21 protein-coding genes and 1 pseudogene are annotated in these 21008 nt (G+C 73.6%); 19 read left to right on the top strand and 3 right to left on the bottom strand.

Features of this window, described 5'->3' with window-relative positions:
• Nucleotides 1-37: 37 nt before the first annotated feature.
• Together ACFFBG_RS15650 and ACFFBG_RS15645 are read left to right on the top strand one after the other, a co-directional pair.
• Nucleotides 38-1873: a CocE/NonD family hydrolase gene (locus ACFFBG_RS15650; RefSeq protein ID WP_375480360.1), complete on the top strand. Its 1836-nt coding sequence runs from the start codon at nt 38-40 to the stop codon at nt 1871-1873.
• A 37-nt stretch (nt 1874-1910) separates the two neighbouring features.
• On the top strand, nt 1911-2732 hold the full coding sequence (locus ACFFBG_RS15645) for a menaquinone biosynthetic enzyme MqnA/MqnD family protein (protein WP_375480358.1): 822 nt from the start codon (nt 1911-1913) through the stop codon (nt 2730-2732).
• A gap of 103 nt (nt 2733-2835) precedes the next feature.
• On the opposite strand, the gene ACFFBG_RS15640 is transcribed toward ACFFBG_RS15645, so the two are convergent.
• Nucleotides 2836-3636 carry an SDR family NAD(P)-dependent oxidoreductase gene (locus tag ACFFBG_RS15640; protein ID WP_375480356.1) on the bottom strand — a complete coding sequence of 267 codons (801 nt, stop codon included), beginning with the start codon at nt 3634-3636 and terminating at the stop codon, nt 2836-2838.
• A gap of 32 nt (nt 3637-3668) precedes the next feature.
• Here ACFFBG_RS15640 and mqnC point away from each other — a divergent pair, with 32 nt between their 5' ends.
• The 6 genes from mqnC to ACFFBG_RS15610 all read left to right on the top strand — a co-directional run bounded on the left by mqnC (nt 3669) and on the right by ACFFBG_RS15610 (nt 9250).
• Complete coding sequence (gene mqnC / locus ACFFBG_RS15635) at nt 3669-4838, top strand: cyclic dehypoxanthinyl futalosine synthase (protein WP_375480354.1); 1170 nt, start codon at nt 3669-3671, stop codon at nt 4836-4838.
• Nucleotides 4839-4892: 54 nt separating this feature from the next.
• Nucleotides 4893-5765: a DMT family transporter gene (locus ACFFBG_RS15630; RefSeq protein WP_375480352.1), complete on the top strand. Its 873-nt coding sequence runs from the start codon at nt 4893-4895 to the stop codon at nt 5763-5765.
• 47 nt (nt 5766-5812) lie between these two features.
• Entirely contained in the window at nt 5813-6532 is a 720-nt protein-coding gene (locus tag ACFFBG_RS15625) for a demethylmenaquinone methyltransferase (protein ID WP_375480350.1), read from the top strand.
• 100 nt (nt 6533-6632) lie between these two features.
• Nucleotides 6633-7007, top strand: a complete 375-nt coding sequence (locus tag ACFFBG_RS15620) for a hypothetical protein (protein WP_375480348.1) — start codon at nt 6633-6635, stop codon at nt 7005-7007.
• Between the two features lie 93 nt (nt 7008-7100).
• Nucleotides 7101-8330, top strand: a complete 1230-nt coding sequence (locus tag ACFFBG_RS15615) for a cupin domain-containing protein (RefSeq protein WP_375480346.1) — start codon at nt 7101-7103, stop codon at nt 8328-8330.
• On the top strand, nt 8327-9250 hold the full coding sequence (locus ACFFBG_RS15610) for a sucrase ferredoxin (RefSeq protein ID WP_375480344.1): 924 nt from the start codon (nt 8327-8329) through the stop codon (nt 9248-9250). The genes ACFFBG_RS15615 and ACFFBG_RS15610 overlap by 4 nt, the downstream gene beginning before the upstream one ends.
• A 130-nt stretch (nt 9251-9380) precedes the next feature.
• On the opposite strand, the gene ACFFBG_RS15605 is transcribed toward ACFFBG_RS15610, so the two are convergent.
• Nucleotides 9381-9881 carry an inorganic diphosphatase gene (locus ACFFBG_RS15605; RefSeq protein ID WP_375480342.1) on the bottom strand — a complete coding sequence of 167 codons (501 nt, stop codon included), beginning with the start codon at nt 9879-9881 and terminating at the stop codon, nt 9381-9383.
• Nucleotides 9882-9950: 69 nt separating this feature from the next.
• On the opposite strand from ACFFBG_RS15605, the gene dacB reads away from it, so the two are divergent.
• From dacB to ACFFBG_RS15550, 11 genes and pseudogenes are all read left to right on the top strand, one after another.
• Nucleotides 9951-11357 (top strand): D-alanyl-D-alanine carboxypeptidase/D-alanyl-D-alanine-endopeptidase, encoded by a 1407-nt coding sequence (gene dacB / locus ACFFBG_RS15600; protein WP_375480340.1) that lies wholly within the window; start codon nt 9951-9953, stop codon nt 11355-11357.
• A gap of 59 nt (nt 11358-11416) precedes the next feature.
• Entirely contained in the window at nt 11417-12463 is a 1047-nt protein-coding gene (locus ACFFBG_RS15595; protein ID WP_375480338.1) for a zinc-dependent metalloprotease, read from the top strand.
• An 88-nt stretch (nt 12464-12551) separates the two neighbouring features.
• Entirely contained in the window at nt 12552-13607 is a 1056-nt protein-coding gene (tilS, locus tag ACFFBG_RS15590) for a tRNA lysidine(34) synthetase TilS (RefSeq protein WP_375480335.1), read from the top strand.
• Nucleotides 13608-13610: 3 nt separating this feature from the next.
• Complete coding sequence (gene hpt / locus ACFFBG_RS15585; protein ID WP_375480333.1) at nt 13611-14159, top strand: hypoxanthine phosphoribosyltransferase; 549 nt, start codon at nt 13611-13613, stop codon at nt 14157-14159.
• A gap of 96 nt (nt 14160-14255) precedes the next feature.
• Nucleotides 14256-16376, top strand: a complete 2121-nt coding sequence (gene ftsH, locus ACFFBG_RS15580) for an ATP-dependent zinc metalloprotease FtsH (RefSeq protein ID WP_375480331.1) — start codon at nt 14256-14258, stop codon at nt 16374-16376.
• 17 nt (nt 16377-16393) lie between these two features.
• The gene (folE, locus tag ACFFBG_RS15575; protein WP_375480329.1) at nt 16394-16984 is read left to right on the top strand and encodes a GTP cyclohydrolase I FolE; all 591 of its coding nucleotides are present in this window, start codon (nt 16394-16396) and stop codon (nt 16982-16984) included.
• Nucleotides 16985-17051: 67 nt separating this feature from the next.
• A pseudogene (gene folP, locus ACFFBG_RS15570) lies at nt 17052-17945 on the top strand (dihydropteroate synthase); the annotation flags it as partial.
• 54 nt (nt 17946-17999) lie between these two features.
• Entirely contained in the window at nt 18000-18329 is a 330-nt protein-coding gene (gene folB / locus ACFFBG_RS15565; RefSeq protein WP_375480549.1) for a dihydroneopterin aldolase, read from the top strand.
• Between the two features lie 8 nt (nt 18330-18337).
• Nucleotides 18338-18874 carry a 2-amino-4-hydroxy-6-hydroxymethyldihydropteridine diphosphokinase gene (folK, locus tag ACFFBG_RS15560; protein WP_375480547.1) on the top strand — a complete coding sequence of 179 codons (537 nt, stop codon included), beginning with the start codon at nt 18338-18340 and terminating at the stop codon, nt 18872-18874.
• A complete protein-coding gene (locus ACFFBG_RS15555) occupies nt 18871-19347 on the top strand; it encodes a DUF3180 domain-containing protein (protein WP_375480327.1) in 477 nt (158 codons plus the stop codon). The genes folK and ACFFBG_RS15555 overlap by 4 nt, the downstream gene beginning before the upstream one ends.
• Before the next feature lie 79 nt (nt 19348-19426).
• Nucleotides 19427-20779 carry a hypothetical protein gene (locus ACFFBG_RS15550; protein WP_375480325.1) on the top strand — a complete coding sequence of 451 codons (1353 nt, stop codon included), beginning with the start codon at nt 19427-19429 and terminating at the stop codon, nt 20777-20779.
• Here ACFFBG_RS15550 and ACFFBG_RS15545 read toward each other — a convergent pair.
• Nucleotides 20776-21008, bottom strand: a 233-nt coding sequence (locus ACFFBG_RS15545) for a hypothetical protein (protein ID WP_375480323.1), incomplete at its 5' end; no start/stop codon positions are given. The two genes, ACFFBG_RS15550 and ACFFBG_RS15545, sit on opposite strands and share 4 nt — an antisense overlap.

Below are 21008 nucleotides of genomic sequence, written 5' to 3'. Positions count from 1 at the left end.
TAGCCAACCGCTCACCGTCGAGGGAAAGGCACCACCCGTGCGCAAGCCCGCAATCCCCGCCGCAATCGGCGCCGCCGCGATCGCCGCCGCCTCGCTCGCCGCCTGCGCGGCGCTCGCCGTGTCGAGCGGCGGCCCCGCCGGCGCGGCCGCCGCGTACACCGTCCAGACGCTGCACTTCGCGGTGCACACCGGCCCGGACGGCGCGCAGGCCTGCGACATCGTCGGCGACCTCTACACTCCGGCGTCCGCCAGCGCCGCGCACAGGGTGCCGGCCATCCTCACGACCAACGGCTTCGGCGGCTCCAAGGACGACCAGGCCGGCATCGGCAAGGCCTTCGCGACCCGCGGCTACGAGGTGCTGAGCTACAGCGGCCTCGGCTTCGGCGGCTCCGGTTGCAAGATCACCCTCGACGACCCGGACTACGACGGCAAGGCCGCCGCCCAACTCGTCAGCTACCTCGGCGGCGCCCCAGGCATCGCCTATACCGACGCCGCCCACACCACGCCCGCGGCTCAACTCACCGTCGTCGAGCACGACGGGAAGAACCACGCCGGCCGCGCGGAGAAGTACGACCCGCGGGTGGGCATGATCGGCGGCTCGTACGGCGGCGAGATCCAGTTCGCCGCCGCCGCCGTCGACCCGCGCGTGGACACCATCGTCCCGTTGATCACCTGGAACGACCTGTCCTACTCCCTCGACCCGAACAACACCGCGCAGACGACCGGCGTCTCCACCTCGACGCCCGGCGCCACGAAGCTGGTCTGGGGGCTCGGCTTCAGCGCCGAGGGCGTCGTCGACGGCGGCCAGGGCGGCCAGCAGGACCCGTCCCGGCTCGTCGGCTGCCCGAACTTCGCGACCTTCGTCTGCCCCGCGCTCGTCACCGCAGGTTCCACCGGTTACTTCCAACCGGCCGACGTCGCGTCGCTGCGGCACGCGTCGGTCGCGACGTACCTGTCGAAGATAAAGGTGCCGACGCTGTTGATGCAGGGCGAGAACGACACGCTGTTCAACCTGAACGAGGCGGCCGCGACCTACCGGGCGCTCAAGGCGCAGGGCACGCCGGTCAAGATGGTCTGGCAGTCGTGGGGGCACTCGGAGTCGACACCCGCCCCGGGCGAGCTGGACCTCGACAACCCGAACCCCGCGACCCAGTACGAGACGGCCCGCATCGCCGACTGGTTCGCCCACTACCTGCGCGGCAGCAGCGTCAGCACCGGACCGCAGTTCGCCTACTTCCGCGACTGGGTGTCCTACTCGGGCATCGCCACGCCGGCGTACGCGACGTCGTCGTCGTTCCCGGTCGGCGCCGCCCGCACGTACACGATGTCCGGCGACAAGACGCTGGCGCCCGCCGGCTCGGCGGCGCCGGGATCGCAGACCTTCACCACCCCGCCGGCCGGCGCGCCGAGCAGCATCGACCCGGTCGACGTGCTGAGCGGCTACTCGCCGGTCGCGTCGCCCGCGGGCGACGCGCCCGGCACCTTCGCGAGCTGGACCGGCGCGACGCTGGGCCACCCGCTGGACGTGGCCGGCTCGCCGGTCGCCAGGTTCACGGTGCAGGCGCCGAGCGCCGCGCTCAGCCAGTCAACCGGGCCGGCCGGCCAGCTGGTGCTCTTCGTCAAGGTCGAGGACGTGGCCCCGGACGGCACGGCGAGCGCCATTCACGGTCTGGAGGCGCCGATCCGGGTGCCGGACGTGGGCAAGCGGGTGACGGTCACGCTGCCGGCGATCGTGCACCGCTTCGCCGTCGGGCACAGCGTCCGGCTGGTCGTGGCCGGCGGGTCGGTCAACTACCGCGGCGGGTTGACGCCGACGCCGGTGACGATCGCCGGCGGCTCGGGCCAGACGCTGACGCTGCCTGCCGTCGGCTGACTCGGGCGCGCGCCATCCCGGGCGTAGCGTCGGCCAGGTGGCAACGGGACGTCCGCGGGTCGGGCACATCCAGTTCCTGAATTGCCTGCCGATCTACTGGGGGCTGGTTCGCGACGGCGCGCTGCTCGACGTCGAGCTGACCAAGGACACCCCCGACCGGCTGAACGACATGCTCATCGCCGGCGAGCTGGACGTCGGCGCCATCTCGCTGGTCGAGTACCTGCGCCATGCCGACGATCTCGTCGTGCTGCCGGATATCGCGGTCGGCTCGGATGGCCCGGTGCTGTCGGTCAATCTGGTCTCACAGGTCCCGCTGGCCGACTTGGACGGACGGCGAGTGGCGCTCGGCTCGACGTCGCGGACCTCGGTGCTGCTCGCCCGGATGTGGCTGGAGCAGGTGCACGGCGTGCGACCGGAGTACTTCACCTGCCCGCCGGATTTGACGTCGATGCTGCTGGAAGCCGACGCCGCGGTGGTGATCGGCGACACGGCCCTGCGCGCCACCTACGACGCGCCGCGACTCGGCCTGCAAGTGCACGACCTCGGCGCCGCGTGGAAGTCGTGGACCGGCCTGCCGATGGTGTTCGCGGTGTGGGCCGCGCGGCGCTCCTACGCCGAGGCGAACCCGGGTCTGGTCAAGGACGTGCACGCCGCGTTCGTCCGCTCCCGCGACGACGCGTTGGCGCACGTCGAGGACGTCGCGGCGACGGCGGCGCGCTGGGAGGTGTTCGACGCGGCGACGCTGGCGACGTACTTCCGCACGCTCGACTTTTCCCTCGGCGCGCGCCAGGTCGAAGGCGTGCGGGAGTTCGCGCGCCGGGCCGGGCTGCCCGTCGAGCCGGTGTTCGCCGCCGTCTGACCGAGCCGGTGTTCGCCGCCGTCGGACGATTCTCCTGGCCTCGTGCTGCTCGTTTTCGGCCGCGAAACGAACGTCACGGAACCAGGAGAAGCGCGGGGACGGGTTACTTGAGGCCGGGATGCACCCGGGCGAGCGCGGGCAGCAGCAGCGCCCGCGGCGTCAGCTGCGCCAAGCCGGCGCCCACGCGGTTCACCGCGCCCGGGATGACGACTCGCTTGCCCGCCGCCATCGCGTCGATCGCTTTCTTTGCGACGTCCGCCGCCGATACCCACATCACCTTCGGCAGGGCGCCGTCGAAGTCGCCCTCGGCGAACCCGGCCCGCTCGCCGAATCCGGTCTTGACCGGGCCGGGGCACAACGCCGTCGCGCTCACCCCGGTGCCGCGCAGCTCGGTCGCGAGGCTCTGCGTGTAGGACAGCACGAACGCCTTCGCCGCGCCGTAGGCGGCCTGGCCGGGCAGCGGCTGGAACGCGGCGGTGGACGCCACGTTCAGCACCGCGCCGCGGCCGCGCTCGACCATCCCGGGCACGAACCGCGAGCACAGGTCGACGACCGCGGCGATGTCGACCTCGACGAGGTTCAATTCGGCGGCCGGATCGGACTTCGCCACCGGGCCGAGCGTCGAAAAGCCGGCGTTGTTGACGAGCATGGACGCGCTCAGGCCGAGTTCGGCGACCCGATCCGGCAGCGCGGCGCGGGCCGCGGGGTGGCCGACGTCTGCGGTGAGCACGTGCGCGCCGGCGCCCAGTTCGGCGGCAAGTTCGGCGAGCTTGTCGCCCGAGCGCGCCACCAGCACCACCTGGTGGCCGCGGCGGGACAGCTCGCGGGCGAACTCGGCGCCGATCCCGGACGAGGCGCCGGTGACGAGCGCCGCGGTGTCCGAGCTGGGCGGTGGCAGGCTCATGGCCGCAATCGTAGGGCCCGTACCCTGGGCCCATGGCGATCAGGACGGTTCTCGACCGGGCCGCCGACGGCGGGCGGATCACGGCGGACGAGGCCCTGCTGCTCTACACCGAGGCGCCGCTGCACGCGCTCGGCCAGGCGGCCGACGCCGTCCGCCGCCGCCGCTTCGCCGGCGACTCAGTGGACATCGCGACCTACATCATCGACCGCAACATCAATTACACCAACGTCTGCGTCACCGCCTGCAAGTTCTGCGCGTTCTACCGCGCGCCGAACCACAGCGAGGGCTGGACGCACTCGCTCGAGGAGATCCTGCGACGCTGCGGCGAGGCCGTCGACCTCGGCGCCACCCAGATCATGCTGCAGGGCGGCCACTCGCCCGAGTTGGGCATCGAGTGGTACGAGCGGGCCTTCGCGGCGATCAAGTCCGGCTATCCGCAGCTGACCCTGCACTCGCTCGGCGCGTCCGAGGTCGTGCACATCGGCCGGACGTCCGACCTGGACCACGCGACGGTGATCAGCCGGCTCAAGGCCGCCGGGCTGGACTCGTTCGCCGGCGCGGGCGCGGAGATCCTCGTCGACCGGCCGCGCACCGCCATCGCCCCGCTGAAGGAGCCCGGGCACGTCTGGCTGGATGTCATGGAGACCGCGCACGGCCTCGGCCTGGAGTCCACCGCCACGTTCATGATGGGCACCGGCGAGACGAACGCCGAGCGCATCGAGCACCTGCGGATGATCCGCGACGTGCAGGACCGCACCGGCGGCTTCCGCAGTTTCATCCCGTGGACCTACCAGCCGGAGAACAACCACCTGAAGGGCCGCACCCAGGCCACCAGCCTGGAGTACCTGCGGATGGTCGCGGTCGCCCGGCTGTTCTTCGACAACGTCAACCACCTGCAGGGCTCGTGGCTGACGACGGGCAAGGACATCGGCCAGCTCACCCTGCACTTCGGCGCGGACGACCTGGGCAGCGTCATGCTCGAGGAGAACGTCGTGTCCTCCGCCGGCGCGCGGCACCGCAGCAACCGCGCCGAGCTGATCGAGCTGATCCGCGGCGCCGGCCGCGTGCCCGCGCAGCGCGACACGCTCTACCGGCACCTGGTCGTGCACCGCGACCCGGCGCAGGACCCGGTCGACCACCGGGTGCACTCGCACTTCAGCTCCACCGCGCTGACCCTCACCCCGGCCGCGGCCGCAAGCTGAAGCGCGCCCGCCCGCCGTCAGGCGGCCGCGGGCGACCTCCCTTACCCTGCCGGAGTGTCCCTAGCCGTCGCCGTGCCCTTCGGGGTCGGCTCGGCAGTCGTGTACGGCGCCTCGATCGTCGTGCAGCACCGGATGGCGCAGGCGCACGTCGGGGACGAGGGCGAGGCTTCGGCGTCCGCGCTGCTCCAAATGGCCCGCAATCCCGTCTGGCTGATGGCCATCGGCGGGGACCTCGTTGGGTTCCTGTTGCAGATCGTGGCGCTGTCACTCGGCTCGGTGGTCGTCATTCAGCCGCTTGTCGTGCTGATGTTGCCGGTTGCGTTGGTGGTCAGCGCGCTGACCGGCGGCCACCACCCGCGGCGCGCCGACTACCTCGGCGTGCTCGGGGTGCTCGGCGGCCTCGCCGTCTTCCTGGCGCTCATCGGCCGCCCGGCCGCGGGGCACGTCCCGCGCCCGCACGTGATCGGGATGGCGGTGCTTGCGGTGCTCGTCCTCGGCGCCGGGCTCGTGCTCACCGTCATCGGCCGCGGCCGGGTGTGCCGCGGGGTCATGTATGGCGCCGTCGCCGGCCTGTACTTCGGCACGCTCGCGGTGCTGGTCGACGCGGCGTCCGACCGGTTCAGCAAGGCCGGTCTGCACGGTCTGCTGGCGACGCCGCGCGGATTCGTCCCGCTCATCGGGATCGTGCTGGTCGGCGCTGGGGGCATCGTGCTCACCCAGCTCTCCTTCCAGGTGGGCGCGCTGGGCGCGACCCTGCCGGCCAATCTGGCCACCGACCCGCTCACCGGGGTGTTGCTCGGGGTGCTGCTGCTGCGCGAGAACGTGCCGATCTCCGCCTGGCGCGCAGTCGTGTACGCCCTGTGCCTCGTCGCCGTCGTCGCCGGCGCGATCCGGCTGGCCGACCCGGAGCACGAGAGGCGCGGTTGAGCGGTCCGCCGGTGAGCGGCCCGCGTGCGCGGTGCGAGACTGCCCGGGTGCCTCGAGCGACCCTGGACAAGCGCCCGCGTGAAGTCGCGCGGATGTTCGACGGCGTCGCCCGCCGCTACGACCTCACCAACACAGTGCTGTCGTTCGGCCAGGACCGGCACTGGCGCCGGCGCACGCGGCAGTGCCTGGAGTTGACGCCCGGCTCGACCGTGCTCGACCTCGCCGCCGGCACCGGGGTGTCGACCGTCGAGCTGGCTCGTCCCGGCGTCCGGGCCGTCGCCTGCGACTTCTCGCTGGGCATGTTGAAGGCCGGCCGGGGAAATCGGCGTCGACGGCTCCGCGTGCCGTTCGTGGCCGGCGACGCCACCGCCCTGCCCTTCGCCGACGACTCGTTCGACGCCGCGGTGATCAGTTTCGGACTGCGCAACGTGTCGGACGTGCCGCGGGCATTGCGCGAGCTGGCCAGGGTCGTCCGCCCGGGCGGACGTCTCGTCGTCTGCGAGTTCAGCCGGCCGAGCTGGCGGCCGTTTCGCGTCATCTACCTCAACTACCTCATGCGCGCCCTGCCGAAGGTCGCGCGCCGGGTGTCCTCCAACGCTGAGGCCTACGTCTATCTGGCCGAGTCCATCCGCGCGTGGCCGGCACAGGAAGACCTCGCGGCCACCATCGCGACCGCCGGCTGGGCGGACGTCCGCTTTCGCAACCTGACGGGCGGCATCGTCGCTCTCCACATGGCCGCGCTGAGCCCAGCCCCCGGCGCCCGTTAGCTGACGTCGGGCGGGTAAGTGGCAGGGTGAGTGTGCAGCGACATTCCGGCTTCTAGCTCGGAACGCAAGAGCTAGAGCCAAACCGAAATTGGAGGATCACATGGACGACAGCGACATCACAACCGGCGACGGTGGAGCGGACGGCGCGGCCGACAGCGGCGGCGACGGCGGCGCTGGCTTCGGCGATGGCGGGGCGGACGGTTCGGCCGGCACCGGCGGCGACGGCGGGGCAGACGGTTCGGCCGGCAGCGGCGGCGATGGCGGGGCGGACGGTTCGGCCGGCGGCGACGGTGGCGCGGACGGCGCGGCCGACGGCGGTGGTGACGGCGGCGCTGGCTTCGGCGACGGCGGAGCGGACGGTTCGGCCGGCAGCGGCGGCGACGGTGGCGCGGACGGCTCCGCCGGCGGCGGCGATGGCGGGGCGGACGGCGCCGCCTCGCCCGGTCCGGAGGGCCCGGCCGACAGCGGCGCGTGAGCGGACATTTCGAGCAGTGGCGGGCCGGCGTGGAACTCGCGTCGGCCCGTCCAGGTCAGCCCAGAAACCGGCATGGCCGGGACAGGAACTGGGATGGCTGTGACGGCTGACCCCGGGTCGGCGCTGGCGCGCTGTGTGTCGTGCCCGGGCGAGAAGTTCGCCGCGCTGCACTGGGGCCGGGCGCCGTTGCTCAGCACCGCCGCGGAGCTCGACGGCCGCTTCGACGATCTGCTCGACGCGGCGGCGGTCGACGAGCTGACCTCCAGCCGCGGACTGCGCACCCCGTTCCTGCGGATGGCCAAGGACGGCGCCGTCCTCGCGTCCTCGACGTTCACCCGCGGCGGCGGCGCGGGCGCCTCGATCGGCGACCAGGCGGCCGACGACAAGGTGCTCGCACGACTGGCCGACGGCGCCACCCTTGTGCTGCAGGCCCTGCACCGCAGCTGGCCGCCGCTGGTGTCGTTCGGCAGCCGGCTGGCCGACGAGCTCGGCCACCCGGTGCAGATCAACGCCTACGTCACCCCACCGCAGAATCAGGGCTTCGCGCCGCACTACGACGTGCACGACGTCTTCGTTCTGCAGGTCGCGGGCCGCAAGCGCTGGACGATCCACGAGCCGGTCGTGCGGGATCCGCTCGACAACCAGCCGTGGGAGCAGCGCCGCGCCGAGGTCGCCGCCCGCGCCGCGGAGTCGCCGGTCATCGACACTGTGCTCGAGCCCGGGGATGCGCTGTACCTGCCGCGCGGCACGATCCACTCGGCGAAGGCCGAGGGCGACACGTCGATCCACCTCACCGTCGGCGTCCACCCGGTGACCCGCTACCAGCTGGTCCGGCACCTGTTCGACGCGTTGCAGGACGACGCGCAGCTGCGGGCGTCGCTGCCCGCCGGCGTCGACCTGTCCGATCCCGCGGTGCTCGCCGAGCACCTCGCGGGCGCTGTCGCGCGGGTCGCCGAGCGGCTGCCGGACGTCGACGTCGCCGCGGTGGCGCGGGCGGTCGGCGTGAACCTGACGCGGCGCACCCGCCCGGAACCGGTCGGCCCGCTCGCCCAGCTGCGCGCGGCCGAGACCCTCGACGCCCGGACCCCGCTGCGCGCGCGGGCCGGCCTGCGCGCCCGCCTCGAGGGCGGCGCCGCGGACGCCGAGCTGCGCTTGGTGCTGCTCGACCGGACGATCACCGTGCCGGCCGCCGCGGCGGAGGCGTTGAAGGCCGTGCTCGTCGGCGCGCCGCTCACGCCGGGCGAGTTGCCCGGCCTGGATGCCGCCGGCCAGCTCGCCCTCGCGCGCCGGCTGCTGCGCGAAGCCGTCCTCGTGCCGGCGTGAACGCCCGGCCGGCGCAGGCCGCGCATGCGCCGCACCCGAAGGAGACGCCAGACCGTTGTGCGCTGCGGGCGCAGCTGCGCGGCGACCCGATGCTGGGCACGGCGTTCCCGGCGGCCCGGCTGTTGCTCGTCGAACAGCCAGGTCCGTGGGGCGCGGCCGGGCTGCGCGAATCTCGCTTTCCGGCGAGGCTCGCGGCCGAGCTGGAGTCCCGCGCCACCCGCGCCGGTGTCCGCGTCCAGGCGATCCGCCGGCCCGGACGCACGGCGAGCGCGCCGACCCGCCGCTGGGCGCTGGCCGACACCCGCGACGGCGTCGAATCGCTGCGCTGGGGCCGGTACGCCGACCCGGCCGAGCTGCTGGAACTGCCTCTCGACGGCTCAAGCGGCGAGCTCGACCACGAGCCGCTCTACCTGGTCTGCGCGCACAGCAAGCACGACACCTGCTGCGCGCTGCGCGGCCGGCCGGTGGCGGCGGCGATCGCCGAGCTGCGCCGCGGCCGCGTCTGGGAGTCCAGCCATATGGGCGGGGACCGGTTCGCGGCCAACGTGCTCGTGCTGCCGATCGGGTTGCTGTACGGCCGAGTGCTGCCGTTTGCCGCGGCGGAGTTCGTGGCGGCGGCCGAGAACGGCGAGGTGGTCGGCGCGCTGCTGCGTGGCCGGATCGGCCTGGCGCCGGCCGCGCAGGCGGCGCTCGCCTTCGCGCACGAGCAGTTGGCCCTGCGCGCCCGCCGGGACCTCCAGGTGGTCGGCGTCGGACCGGCGACGGACGGCGTTGCGCTCGTCCGCCTGCGTGGGCCGCACGGCCTGCTGGATGTCACCGTGCGCGTCGACCGGGTGCGCGCCACCGGCCTCACCTGCCACAACCCGCGGCCGAACCAGTACCTCGCGCATCGCCCGGTGCAGATCACCGCGGTCGAGTGACGCCGCCGGCGAGTTGCCGCTCGCCGCTCGTGTTCGCCGCCGCTCGCCCGCTTCTCCTGGTTCCGTCCGGTCGAAAATCAGCTTTCGGTTGGACGTCCCGGAACCAGGACAAGCCGGCTAGCGCGCAGCGTCAGTGGACGGCGCCGGGATTGTCGGCGAGTCGCTTGCGGGAATTGATGATCTCGGCCTCAGCGTCTGCCCGGCCCACCCAGTTCGCGCCCTCGACGCTCTTGCCGGGCTCGAGGTCCTTGTAGACCTCGAAGAAGTGCTGGATCTCCATCCGGTCGAACTGCGGCAGGTCGTCGATGTCGGCCAGGTGCGCGAGCCGCGGGTCGCTCGACGGCACGGTCAGGACCTTGTCGTCGCCGCCCTTCTCATCCGTCATCCGGAACATGCCGATCGCGCGGCAGCGGACCAGCACGCCCGGGTAGAGCGGATCGCCCGGCAGCAGCACGAGCGCGTCGAGCGGATCGCCGTCCTCGCCGAGCGTGTCCTCGATGTAGCCGTAGTCGGCCGGGTACTGGGTCGAGGTGAACAACGTGCGGTCCAGCCGCATCCGACCGGTCGCGTGGTCGATCTCGTACTTGTTCCGGCTTCCCCGGGGGATCTCGATCAGGACGTCGAACTCCACGACGGCAGCTCCTCGGATCGGCGCCGGCGCAGCAGCGCGGCTCGCATGGTCCACCTAGTCTGGCCCATCGTGGGCAGGCGACGGTGGGCGACGGCGGCCCGAGTGCTGTTGGTCATGGCGCTTGCCGCCGCGGCCGTCGTCGCCGGCTACGCGGTGACCGCCGCCGCGCGCCGTGCGCCTGCTGCGCGGCCGGCGCCGCGGAACAGCGTCGGCGCCGCCGCGCTGTCCGCCGCGGCCGCCCCGCCGTCGCGCCCGTCCGCCGCCGCCCAGGCGGCGCCCGCTCCGAACACGTCGACCTCGCCGGCAAGCACGCCGGCCGCGGTCGCCGCACGGCTGCGCTCGGTGGTGCGCGCGGCGGGTCTCGGCGGCCGGCTGCGCGCCCGGGTCGCCGACCTCGCGAGCGGCGCGGTGCTCTACGACACCGGCGGCGCGAGTGCCGCCGCGCCGGCGTCCACCGCCAAGCTGCTCACCGCCGCCGCGCTGCTGGCCGTCCGCGCCCCGACGGACCGGATCGCCACGACGGTGCGCCGCGGGGCCGGCGGCGCGCTCGTGCTCGTCGGCGGCGGCGACCCCACGCTCAGCGCCGCGCCGGCCGGGCGCCGCTCGGCCTATCCGGACGCCGCCCGGATCGCCGGCCTGGCCGCCGCCGTCCGCCGCGCGCACCTGCGCCCCACCCGGATCGTCGTCGACGACCGCCTGTTCACCGGTCCGCCCGTCTCCCCGTCCTGGGCGCCCGGCGACGTCCCCAGCGACTACGCCTCGGCGATCACTGCCGCGATGGTCGACGGCGGACGGGCGAGGACCGGCGCCGCCGTGCGCAGTGCCGAACCCGACCTCGCCGCCGGTCGCGCGCTGGCCGCCGCGCTCGGGTCCCCGCGGCTGCCGGTCGGGCGGGGCCGGGCCCCGAGGTCGAGCCCGCTGATCGGCGAGGTCCGCTCGGCGCCGCTGAGTGAGCTGATCGAGCAGATGTTGCAGCTGTCGGACAACGTCATCGCCGAATGCCTGGGCCGGTTGGTGGCGCTCGCCGACCACCAGCCGGCGTCGTTCGCCGGGGCGGCCGCGGCGATCCGCGCGGTGCTGGGCCGCCTCGGCGTCGATCCCGGCGCCGGGATGCGCGATGCCAGCGGGCTGGCCGCGAGCGACCGGCTCAGCCCGGCCGCGCTCGTCGGCGTGCTGCGGCTCGCGGCGCGCACGCCGCGACTGCGCGACGTGCTGGCGGGGCTGCCGGTGGCGGCGTGGTCCGGCACCCTCGCCGATCGGTACGTGTCGGGCAGCGCGGCGGCCGGCGCGGGAGTCGTGCGCGCGAAGACCGGCACGCTGACCGGGGTGTCCGCGCTCGCCGGCGTCGTGCACGACCGCGCCGGCTCGGCGCTGGCGTTCGCGCTGATCGCCGACCGGGCGAGTTCCACGTCGGCAGCCGAGGCCGCCCTGGACCGGGTGGTCGCCGCGCTCGCCGGCTGCGGATGTCCCGGCTGACGCGCCGCCGTCGACTCGTTCGGCCTGCCGCTCGCCGATTGCGCCGGTAGCGTGGGGTGATGGCTTCGCTCATCGACTGGGACCTCGCGGCCCGGACCGCCAAGCGGTTCAGCCCGGCGTCGCCGGGCGTCTCCCGGCGCGAGGCGGACGACGTCGTCGGCGAGCTCTACCGGGCGACGGCCGCCGCCGCGGACCACGTCGCGCAGCTCACCCACCTGCAGGAGCCGCCGGTCACCGCGGCGACCCGGGTCGTCGACCGGGCGGGCTGGATCGACGCCAACGCCGGCGGCCTGCGCACGATCATGGACCCGCTCGTGGACCGGCTGACCGCCGCCAACCCGGTCGGCAAGTTCGGCGAGGCGGTCGGCGGCCGGATCACCGGCGCCCAGGTCGGCGGCATCCTCGGCTTCCTGTCCGGCAAGGTGCTCGGCCAGTTCGAGTTCTTCGACCGACCCGGCGGGCAGCTGCTGCTCGTCGCGCCCAACCTGGTCGCTGTCGAGCGGCTGTTGCAGGTCGACCCGCACGACTTCCGGCTCTGGGTCTGCCTGCACGAAGTCACCCATCGCGTCCAGTTCACCGCGGTCCCCTGGCTGCGCCAGCACATGCTGGGCGAGGTCGCGGCCCTCGGCGACACGTTCGACACCGACCCCGCGGAGCTGCGCCGACGGCTGTCCGGCGCGGCGAGCGAGCTCGTCAAGGCGGTTCGGGGGCAGGGCGACGGCTCCGGACTGCTCACCGTGCTGGCCACGCCCGAACAGCGCGTCGTGATCGAGCGGGTCACCGCCTTCATGTCGCTGGTCGAGGGCCACGCCGAGTATGTGATGAACGCCGTGCCGAGCGAGGTCATCCCCAGTCAGCAGGTGATCGAGAGCCGGTTCGCGGTGCGCCGGCGGCGCGGCGGCAACCCGCTGGACCGGCTGCTGCGCCGGTTGCTCGGCCTCGATGCCAAGACCCGTCAGTACGTCGACGGCTCGGCGTTCGTCCGCTCGGTCGTGGAACGAATCGGCGTGGACGATTTCAACGCCATCTGGACCTCCGTCGAGACGCTGCCGACGCGTGCCGAGATCGCCGAGCCGGCTCGGTGGATCGCCCGCGTGCACGCCTGACCGGACGGCCCTCCTCTCTTGATCAACAGCACGATTCGGTCGAATCCCGGCCGACACCCGCTGTTGATCAGTCGCGGCTGAGCGCGGTATGGGCCCGGCGCCGGCGGTCGCCGAGATCCGCGCTGCGGTGCGCGCGGCGCTCGCCCCGTTGGCCAGTGGGCGCGGCGGGCCCGACGGCCGCCCGGGATTGACGCTCGTGGCCTGCTCGGGCGGCCCGGACTCCCTCGCGCTCGCCGCCGCCGCCGCGTTCGAGGGTCCCCGCGCCGGGCTCGCGATCGGCCTGGTGACGATCGACCACGGCCTGCAGCCGGGCTCCAGCGCGCAGGCGGAGCGCGTCGCCGCCATCGGCGCCGAACTCGGGCTGGACCCGGTCGAGATCCTGCCGGTGACCGTCGACACCGCGGGTGGCCCGGAAGCAGCCGCGCGCGCCGCCCGCTACGCCGCGTTGGACGCCGTCGCGGCCGCCCTCGACGCCGCCGTGCTGCTCGGGCACACCCGCGACGACCAGGCCGAGTCGGTGCTGCTCGGCCTCGGCCGCGGCTCGGGGCCGCGCTCGATCACCGGCATGACGGCGGTTGACGGCCGCTACCTGCGCCCGTTCCTGACGCTCCCCCGGGCGACGACCGTGGCTGCCTGTGCCGCGCTCGGCCTGCCGGTGTGGGACGACCCGCACAACCGCGACGCCCGCTTCGTCCGGGCGCGGCTGCGGCACGAGGTCCTGCCACTGCTCGAGGACGTGTTACAGGGCGGCGTCGGCGCGGCGCTCGCCCGTTCCGCGGAGCTGATGCGCGCAGACCTGGCCGCGCTCGACGAGTGGGCGGCGACAGCGCTTAGCTCCGCGATGATCTCCGCTCAGCCATGCGAAGACGCCGCGTCCAGCCGAGATCATCGCGACGTGTCGGCGGCGCTGGACGTCGGCACGCTGGCCCGGCTGCCGCGTGCCGTGCGCACCCGGGTGCTGCGCCACTGGGCCGTCGGCGCCGGCGCTGAGCCCCTCACCGCCGAGCGCACCGACGCCCTCGACGCGCTCGTCGTCGGCTGGCACGGGCAGCACGAAGTGCAGCTACCCGGGGCGGTCGTCGTCCGCCGGCGGTCTGGGAGACTCGAGGCAGCCGCGCTCGGCCCACCCGCCCCGCAGGAGTGACGCGTGTCCGTTCTCGACGACGACATCGAGCAGGTCCTCATCTCCGAGGGCGAGATCCGGGACAAGATCATCCAGCTGGCCAAGCAGATCGACGAGGACTACGCCGATCGCGAGCCGGTGCTCGTGGGCGTGCTCAAAGGCGCGGCGATGTTCATGTCCGATCTGGCCCGCGCGCTCGACGTCGCCTCGACGATGGAGTTCATGGCCGTCAGCTCCTACGGCAGCGGCACCCAGAGCAGCGGCGTCGTGCGCATCCTCAAGGACCTCGACCGCGACATCGCCGGGCAACACGTCCTGATCGTCGAGGACATCATCGACTCGGGGCTGACGCTGTCGTGGCTGCTGCGAAACCTGCGCAGCCGCAACCCCGCGTCGATCTCCATCGTCACGCTGCTGCGCAAGCCGGACGCGTTGAAGGTGGACGTCGCCGTCGACTACATCGGCTTCGACATCCCCAACGAGTTCGTCGTCGGCTACGGGCTCGACTATGCCGAGCGCTACCGCGACCTGCCCTACATAGGGCGGCTCAAACCAGTCGTCTACGGGGGCTGACGTGTACCGTTTAGCCGGTCGGCGGGCGTGTTCGCGCCACTCCAGCGGCCCCTATGCGGGAAGGAACGCGAGCGCCCGGTCGTTCGTGGTAACGATATGAATCGTAAGCGGATCCTCCGAGCGTGGTGGCTGTGGGGCCTCATCGCGGTGTTCGTCATCTTCGTGCTGCCCAACCTGTTGTCCGGCGGCAGCGACTATCACGGCGTCAGCACCGCCACCGCGCTCACCCAGATCGAGCAGGGCCACGTCAGCAAGGCCGTCGTCGATGACAAGGAGCAGACGCTCCAGCTCACCCTGACCGACAAGCTCGACGGCAAGTATTCGAAGGTCAGCACCCAGTACCCCTCCGGGGTGTCCGGCCGGGTCTACGACGCCCTGGAGAAGGCCCACGACAGCAAGGCCGCGACCGACTGGCGCACCCACGTCACGCGGCAGAACACCTGGCTGTCCCTGCTTTTCAGCCTGCTGCCGGTCCTGCTGATCGTCGGCGTCCTGGTCTTCGTGATGAGCCAGATGCAGGGCGGCGGCAACCGGGTGATGAGCTTCGGCCGCAGCAAGGCCAAGCTGGTCAACAAGGACACCCCGAAGACCACGTTCGCCGACGTCGCCGGCGCGGACGAGGCCATCGAGGAGCTCCACGAGATCAAGGAGTTCCTCGCCAACCCGGCCAAGTTCCAGGCCATCGGCGCGAAGATCCCCAAGGGCGTGCTGCTCTACGGCCCACCCGGCACCGGCAAGACGCTGCTCGCCCGCGCGGTCGCCGGCGAGGCGGGCGTGCCGTTCTACTCGATCTCCGGCTCCGACTTCGTCGAGATGTTCGTCGGCGTCGGCGCGAGCCGGGTCCGCGACCTGTTCGAGCAGGCCAAGTCCAACGCCCCGTCGATCATTTTCGTCGACGAGATCGACGCCGTCGGCCGGCACCGCGGCGCCGGCATGGGCGGCGGTCACGACGAGCGCGAGCAGACGCTGAACCAGCTGCTGGTCGAGATGGACGGCTTCGACGTGAAGGGCGGCGTGATCCTCATTGCCGCCACCAACCGGCCGGACATCCTCGACCCCGCGCTGCTGCGGCCCGGCCGCTTCGACCGGCAGATCGCGGTCGGCCCGCCGGACGTCATCGGCCGCGAGGCGGTGCTGAAGGTGCACGCGAAGGGCAAGCCGTTCGCCGCCGACGTCGACCTCGGCGTGATCGCCCGGCGCACGCCCGGTTTCACCGGCGCCGATCTGGCCAACGTCATCAACGAGGCCGCGCTGCTGACCGCGCGCAACAACGGGCGGCTGATCACCGGCGGGGCGCTCGAGGAGTCGATCGACCGCGTGCTCGCCGGTCCCGAGCGCAAGACGCGGGCGATGAGCGACAAGGAGAAGCGGGTCACCGCCTATCACGAGTCCGGGCACGCGCTCACTGCGTGGGCCATGCCGAACCTCGACCCGGTGCACAAGGTGACGATCCTGCCGCGCGGCCGCTCGCTCGGACACACGCTCGTGCTGCCGCTGGAGGACCGCTACACCCAGACCCGCGCCGAGATCCTCGACCAGCTCGTGTACGCCCTGGGCGGGCGCGCGGCGGAAGAGCTCGTGTTCCACGAGCCGACCACCGGCGCGTCCGACGACATCGACAAGGCGACCAAGCTCGCCCGCGCGATGGTCACCGAGTACGGCATGAGCAGCAAGCTCGGCGCGGTGAAGTACGGCACCGGCGACGCCGAGCCGTTCATGGGCCGCGACTACGGCCACCAGCGCGACTACTCCGAGGACATCGCCGCCGACATCGACGCCGAGGTCCGCGACCTCATCGAGGGCGCGCACGACGAGGCGTGGGAGATCCTGCAGCAGTACCGCGACCAGCTCGACGCGATGGTGCTCGAACTCGTCGAGAAGGAGACGCTGTCTAAGGACGATCTCGAGCGGATCCTCGCCCCGGTGCGCAAGCGCCCGCCGCACAACAGCTTCACCGCGTTCGGCAAGCGCACGCCGAGCGACCGGCCGCCGATCGAGATCCCGATGTCGCTGCGCAAGCCGGCGCCGAACGGGACCAACGGCGCCAACGGCCACAGCGGGGACGGCAATGGCAGCGGCAACGGGAGTGGCAACGGCAACGGGAGTGGCAGGGCGCTGCCCGGCGTCACTCCCGAGCCGAACATGCCCCAGCCGCCGAGCCCGTCGGGTGGGCTGTTCGGGCCGCAGTCCGGCCCGTCCGGCGGCGGCCAGGCTTGACCGAAGGGCAGCCGGGCTTGACCGAAGGGCAGCCGGGCGGGGGGGTCGACACGGCCCGCGCGGAGGCAGCGGTGCGCGAGCTGTTGCTCGCGATTGGCGAGGATCCGGACCGCGAAGGGCTCAAGTCCACACCGGCGCGGGTCGGCCGGGCGCTCGTCGAGATCTTCGGCGGGCTGCACGTAGATCCGGCGGCGGTGCTCGAGACGTCTTTCGACGAGTCGCACGAGGAACTCGTGCTGGTGAAGAACATCCCGTTGTACTCGGTGTGCGAGCACCATCTGCTGCCGTGGCACGGCACCGCCGCGGTCGCCTACATCCCTGGCCCGGACGGCCGGATCACCGGGCTGTCGAAGCTAGCGCGGGTCGTCGACCTGTACGCCCGCCGGCCTCAGGTGCAGGAGCGGCTCACCCGGCAGGTCGCCGACGCGTTGGTCGACAAACTGCGCCCGCGCGGGGTGGTCGTCGTGCTGCAGGCCGAACACCTGTGCATGGCGATGCGCGGCATCCGCAAACCGGGGTCGCAGACGATGACGTCGGCCGTGCGCGGCTCGATGCAGGAGGACCCGCGCACCCGCGCGGAGGCGCTGAGCCTGATCCTGAGCCGATGAGCACACCGCACGAGAACGTTCCGCACAGAACGCTGCACGTTCCCGCGGGGGCCCCGAAAGCAAACCGATGACGGCGGGCGGACCGGGCCGCGACACGAGCCTGCCGATTCGCGCCGAGCGGATCAGCGTGGTCGGGGTCGTGAACGTCACCCCCGACTCCTTCTCCGACGGCGGCCGATACGCCGGCGTCGACGCCGCGATCGCGCACGGGCTGCGACTGCGCGCCGAGGGCGCGGACCTCATCGACGTCGGCGGCGAATCCACTCGTCCCGGGGCGTTGCGGGTGTCGGCCGAGGAGGAGCTGCGCCGCGTCGAGCCGGTGCTCGCCGGGCTCGCCGCCGAGGGCGTGCCGCTGTCCGTCGACACCTACCGCGCTTCGGTCGCGGCAGCCGCACTCGCGGCCGGCGCGCGGGTCGTGAATGACGTGTCCGGCGGCCTCGGCGACCCGGCGATGGCGGCGGTGGTGCGCGACGCCGGGTGCCCGTGGATCCTGATGCACTGGCGCGGGCACAGCGAGCACATGCGCGACCTCGCCCACTACGACGACGTCGTGCGGGAGGTCCGCGCCGAGCTGCTCGCCAGAGTCGACGCCGCGGTCGGCGCCGGCGTGGACGCCGCGCAGCTCGCCCTCGACCCGGGACTGGGCTTCGCGAAGACCGGCGCGCACAACTGGGCGCTGCTCGGCGCGCTGCCGTCGTTCGTCGAGCTCGGGCTGCCGGTGCTCGTCGCGGCCTCCCGCAAGTCCTTCCTGGGCGCGTTGCTGGCCGGGCCGGACGGCGCCTCGCGGCCGGTGGGCGAGCGCGAGTCGGCGACGACCGCGCTCACCGCCCACTGCGCGGCCGCCGGGGTCTGGGGCGTGCGGGTGCACGACGTGCGGCCGTCCGTCGACGCCGCGCTGGCCGTCCGCGCCATCCATGACGCGGCCATCCAGGATGCTGCCGCGCAGGATGCTGCCGGCGGGGACGCGGGCGGCCGGCGGCCGGCGGCCGACCGCATCCGGCTGAGCGGACTGCGGGTGCGCGGTTTCCATGGCGTGTTCGACCACGAGCGCCGCGACGGGCAGGACTTCGTCGTGGACGCCGAACTCGAGGTGTCCACCGCGGCCGCGGCGGCGAGCGACGACCTGACCCAGACGGTCGACTACGGCGAGCTCGCGCAGCGCCTGGCCGCGGTCGTGGCCGGCGAGCCGGTCAACCTGCTGGAGACCCTGGCCGCACGGCTCGCCGACGCCTGCCTCGCCGATCCCCAGGTGCGCGCGGCGACGGTCACCGTGCACAAGCCGCAGGCGCCGATCCCGCTCGCGTTCGGCGACGTCGCCGTCACGATCCGGCGAGAACGGCGGTGAGCGCCGCGGTGCTGTCCGTCGGCTCGAACCTCGGCGACCGGCTCCGTTGCCTGCAGCTCGCGGTGGACGCGGTTCGACCGTGGCTGCGGGCGGTCTCGCCGGTCTTCGAGACGCCGCCGTGGGGGCCCGTGCCGCAGGCGGACTACCTCAACGCGGTGCTGCTCGTCGACGATCCAGGCGCCGGCCCCGCGGACTGGCTCGCCCGCGCCCATGCCGCCGAGCGTGCCGCCGGCCGCACCCGAGACGTCCGATGGGGGCCGCGCACCCTCGACGTCGACGTGGTCGCGGTGCGGGTTGCGTCGGATCGGTCTGCGTCGGGCCGGCTCGCGTCGGATCGGGTTGCCTCGGTTGAGGTCGTCAGCGACGACCCGGAGCTGACGTTGCCGCACCCGCGCGCCGCTGAGCGCGCGTTCGTGCTCGTGCCGTGGCTCGCAGCCGACCCGGCAGCCGAGTTGCGCGGCCGGCCGGTCGCCGAGCTGCTCGCCGAGCTGCCCGCGGCCGACGTCGCCGGCGTGCGGCCGGCCGACTCGGCGGCCTTGCGATGACTGGCGGCTCCGGCATGCGGCGCACGCGCTGGCAGGACCTCGCCGTGCCGCTGATCGTCGTCGCGGTCACCGTGTTCGCCCTGTTGCGCTTCAGCTACTCGGATCTGCCGCCGTTGCAATACGTCGTCCCGGTGCCGATCGCGGCTCTCGCGGCCGTGGAGTTCGTCGCCGCGCGCCGGGTGCGCGCCGCGGTGCGGCACGATCCGGACGCCAAGCCGATGGCTGCCATCGCGATCGCCCGGTGCGTCGCGCTCGGCAAGGCGTCCTCGCTCGTCGGGGCCGGTGTGGTCGGCGCGGCGCTCGGCCTGCTCGTCCGGTTGGCGCCTGATCTGCGGTCGGTGCGCGTCGCCCAGAACGACGCGCGGGTAGGTGTGCTGGTGCTGGTCGCCGCCGCGCTGCTCGTCGTCGCCGGACTGCTGCTCGAGCGAGCCGGCATCGACCCCGGACGGGACCGCCGCACGCCCGCGTCCTGACACTCCACGGCCGTGGGGTGGCCGGCGCTCGGCGCCGCTCCCCAGGCCAACCCTCGATCGGGGCTCTAAGCTGGGGGCCGTGCCGAGACGAGAGGACGCGCCGCCGATCACCCGCGGCCTGGTGCTTCGCATCGTCCTGCTCGTGCTTGCCATCGGGCTCGGCGCAGTCGGCGTGTGGCTGATCGTCAACGGGAACACCCAGGCGAAACTGCGGCTTGGCGCGCTGGCAGGCGCTTGGAGCGTCCTGATGGGCGCCTTCGCGGTGATGGGGAGGAACCGCGGCGATGCCGTCGGTGCGGCCGCCCGTGCCGGTGCTTTGCCCTCGGTCGAAGCCGCGCGAGAGAGCGTCGCGCTCGAGCTGCGCCGACGGATGGACCTCGAACGCGTCCAGGACGCCGAGAGCCGCCGCGCCTTCGAGGCCCGGCTCGAGGACATGTTGCGCCACGAGCTGCGGCAAACCATGGGCGATGAGATCCGCTCGCTGCGGGCCGAGATCGCCGAGCTGCGCGGCGAGCTGCTGGAGAGCGTCGGCGGCCAGCTGCGGCTCGAGCGGATCGAGACGACCCGGTTGATCGGCTCCGACCTCGAGGCGCTGCAGCACGAGGTCCGCCAGCTGATGTCCGCCCGCGATGAGACCGGTTTTGAAACGACCGTCACCCGCCGCCGCACGACCGAGCCGCCGGCCCGCCCGGTCGTCGAGCCGGCGCGGGTGCGCCCGGTCAGCCGGGAGTCCGAGGCGGTGCGCTCGACTGTGCAGCCGGCTCGCGCGTCCTCCGACGGTGCGACCGCGTTCGATGCCCAGCCGACGGCTGAGCAGGCGGCGAGCCCTGCGGTGGCGCCGGAGCCGGTGCCAGCTGTCACCGCGCCGCCGCCTGCCGCGCCGCCGCCTGCCGCCACTCCGCCTGCCGCCACTCCGCCTGCGCCGCAACCGGTCGCTGCCGCCGCGCCGACTCCCGCTGCCGGCCCGCCGCAGCCGGCCGCCGCCCCGCCGACGCCCGCGCAGCCGGCCGCAGCCGCCCCGCCGACGCCCGCGCAGCCGGCCGCAGCCGCCCCGCCGACGCCCGCGCAGCCGGCCCCGGCCGCGGTGCAGCCGCCCGTCGGGCAGCGGCCGACCCTGCCGGTCGACGACTTCGCGGCCCTGCCCCGGCTCCGTCCGTTCACCGACTTCGAGCTGGACCCGGTCGACGCGCCGCCAGCGGCTGCAGCCGCCGTTGCGGCGTCTCCTTCTGCCGCTGCGGATCGGCCGGAACCGGCCGGCGGCCCGCCGAGCGGCCGTCCTGCCGCCGACGGCTCTGGGTACTCCGGCCGCCGCCGCGCGGTCGACGACGCACCCGAGCAGCCGACCGGCCGGCGGCGCCGACGCGCAGAGTCCGACGAGGACGGCGACCTGTTGGCCCGGCTGCTCGCCCGGGCCCGAGAAGGCGCCCGCTAGCCGACACTGAGCCGGCCCGCGGTGAAGTCGATGTCGGGTAGGTGGTGTGCGGTGTTCCGGATGGGTTTTCGTGCCGGATCGATCCAGGGTGGCGGGATGCAGTGGGGGATGCCGTCGTGCATGACGATGGCCCATCCTTCGGCTTCGAAGGTGTGGTGGTGGTGGGTGCAGAGCACAGGCTGTCGCACGAATGCCGGGGATGTTCGTGTTGGCGGTGTGCTCGGTTGGG

Origin of the sequence: uncultured Jatrophihabitans sp., assembly GCF_964251945.1 — a bacterium.
Lineage (GTDB): Bacteria > Actinomycetota > Actinomycetes > Mycobacteriales > Jatrophihabitantaceae > Jatrophihabitans.
Note: the sequence above shows the minus strand (reverse complement) of the source record. Positions and strands in the feature narration are given on the sequence as shown.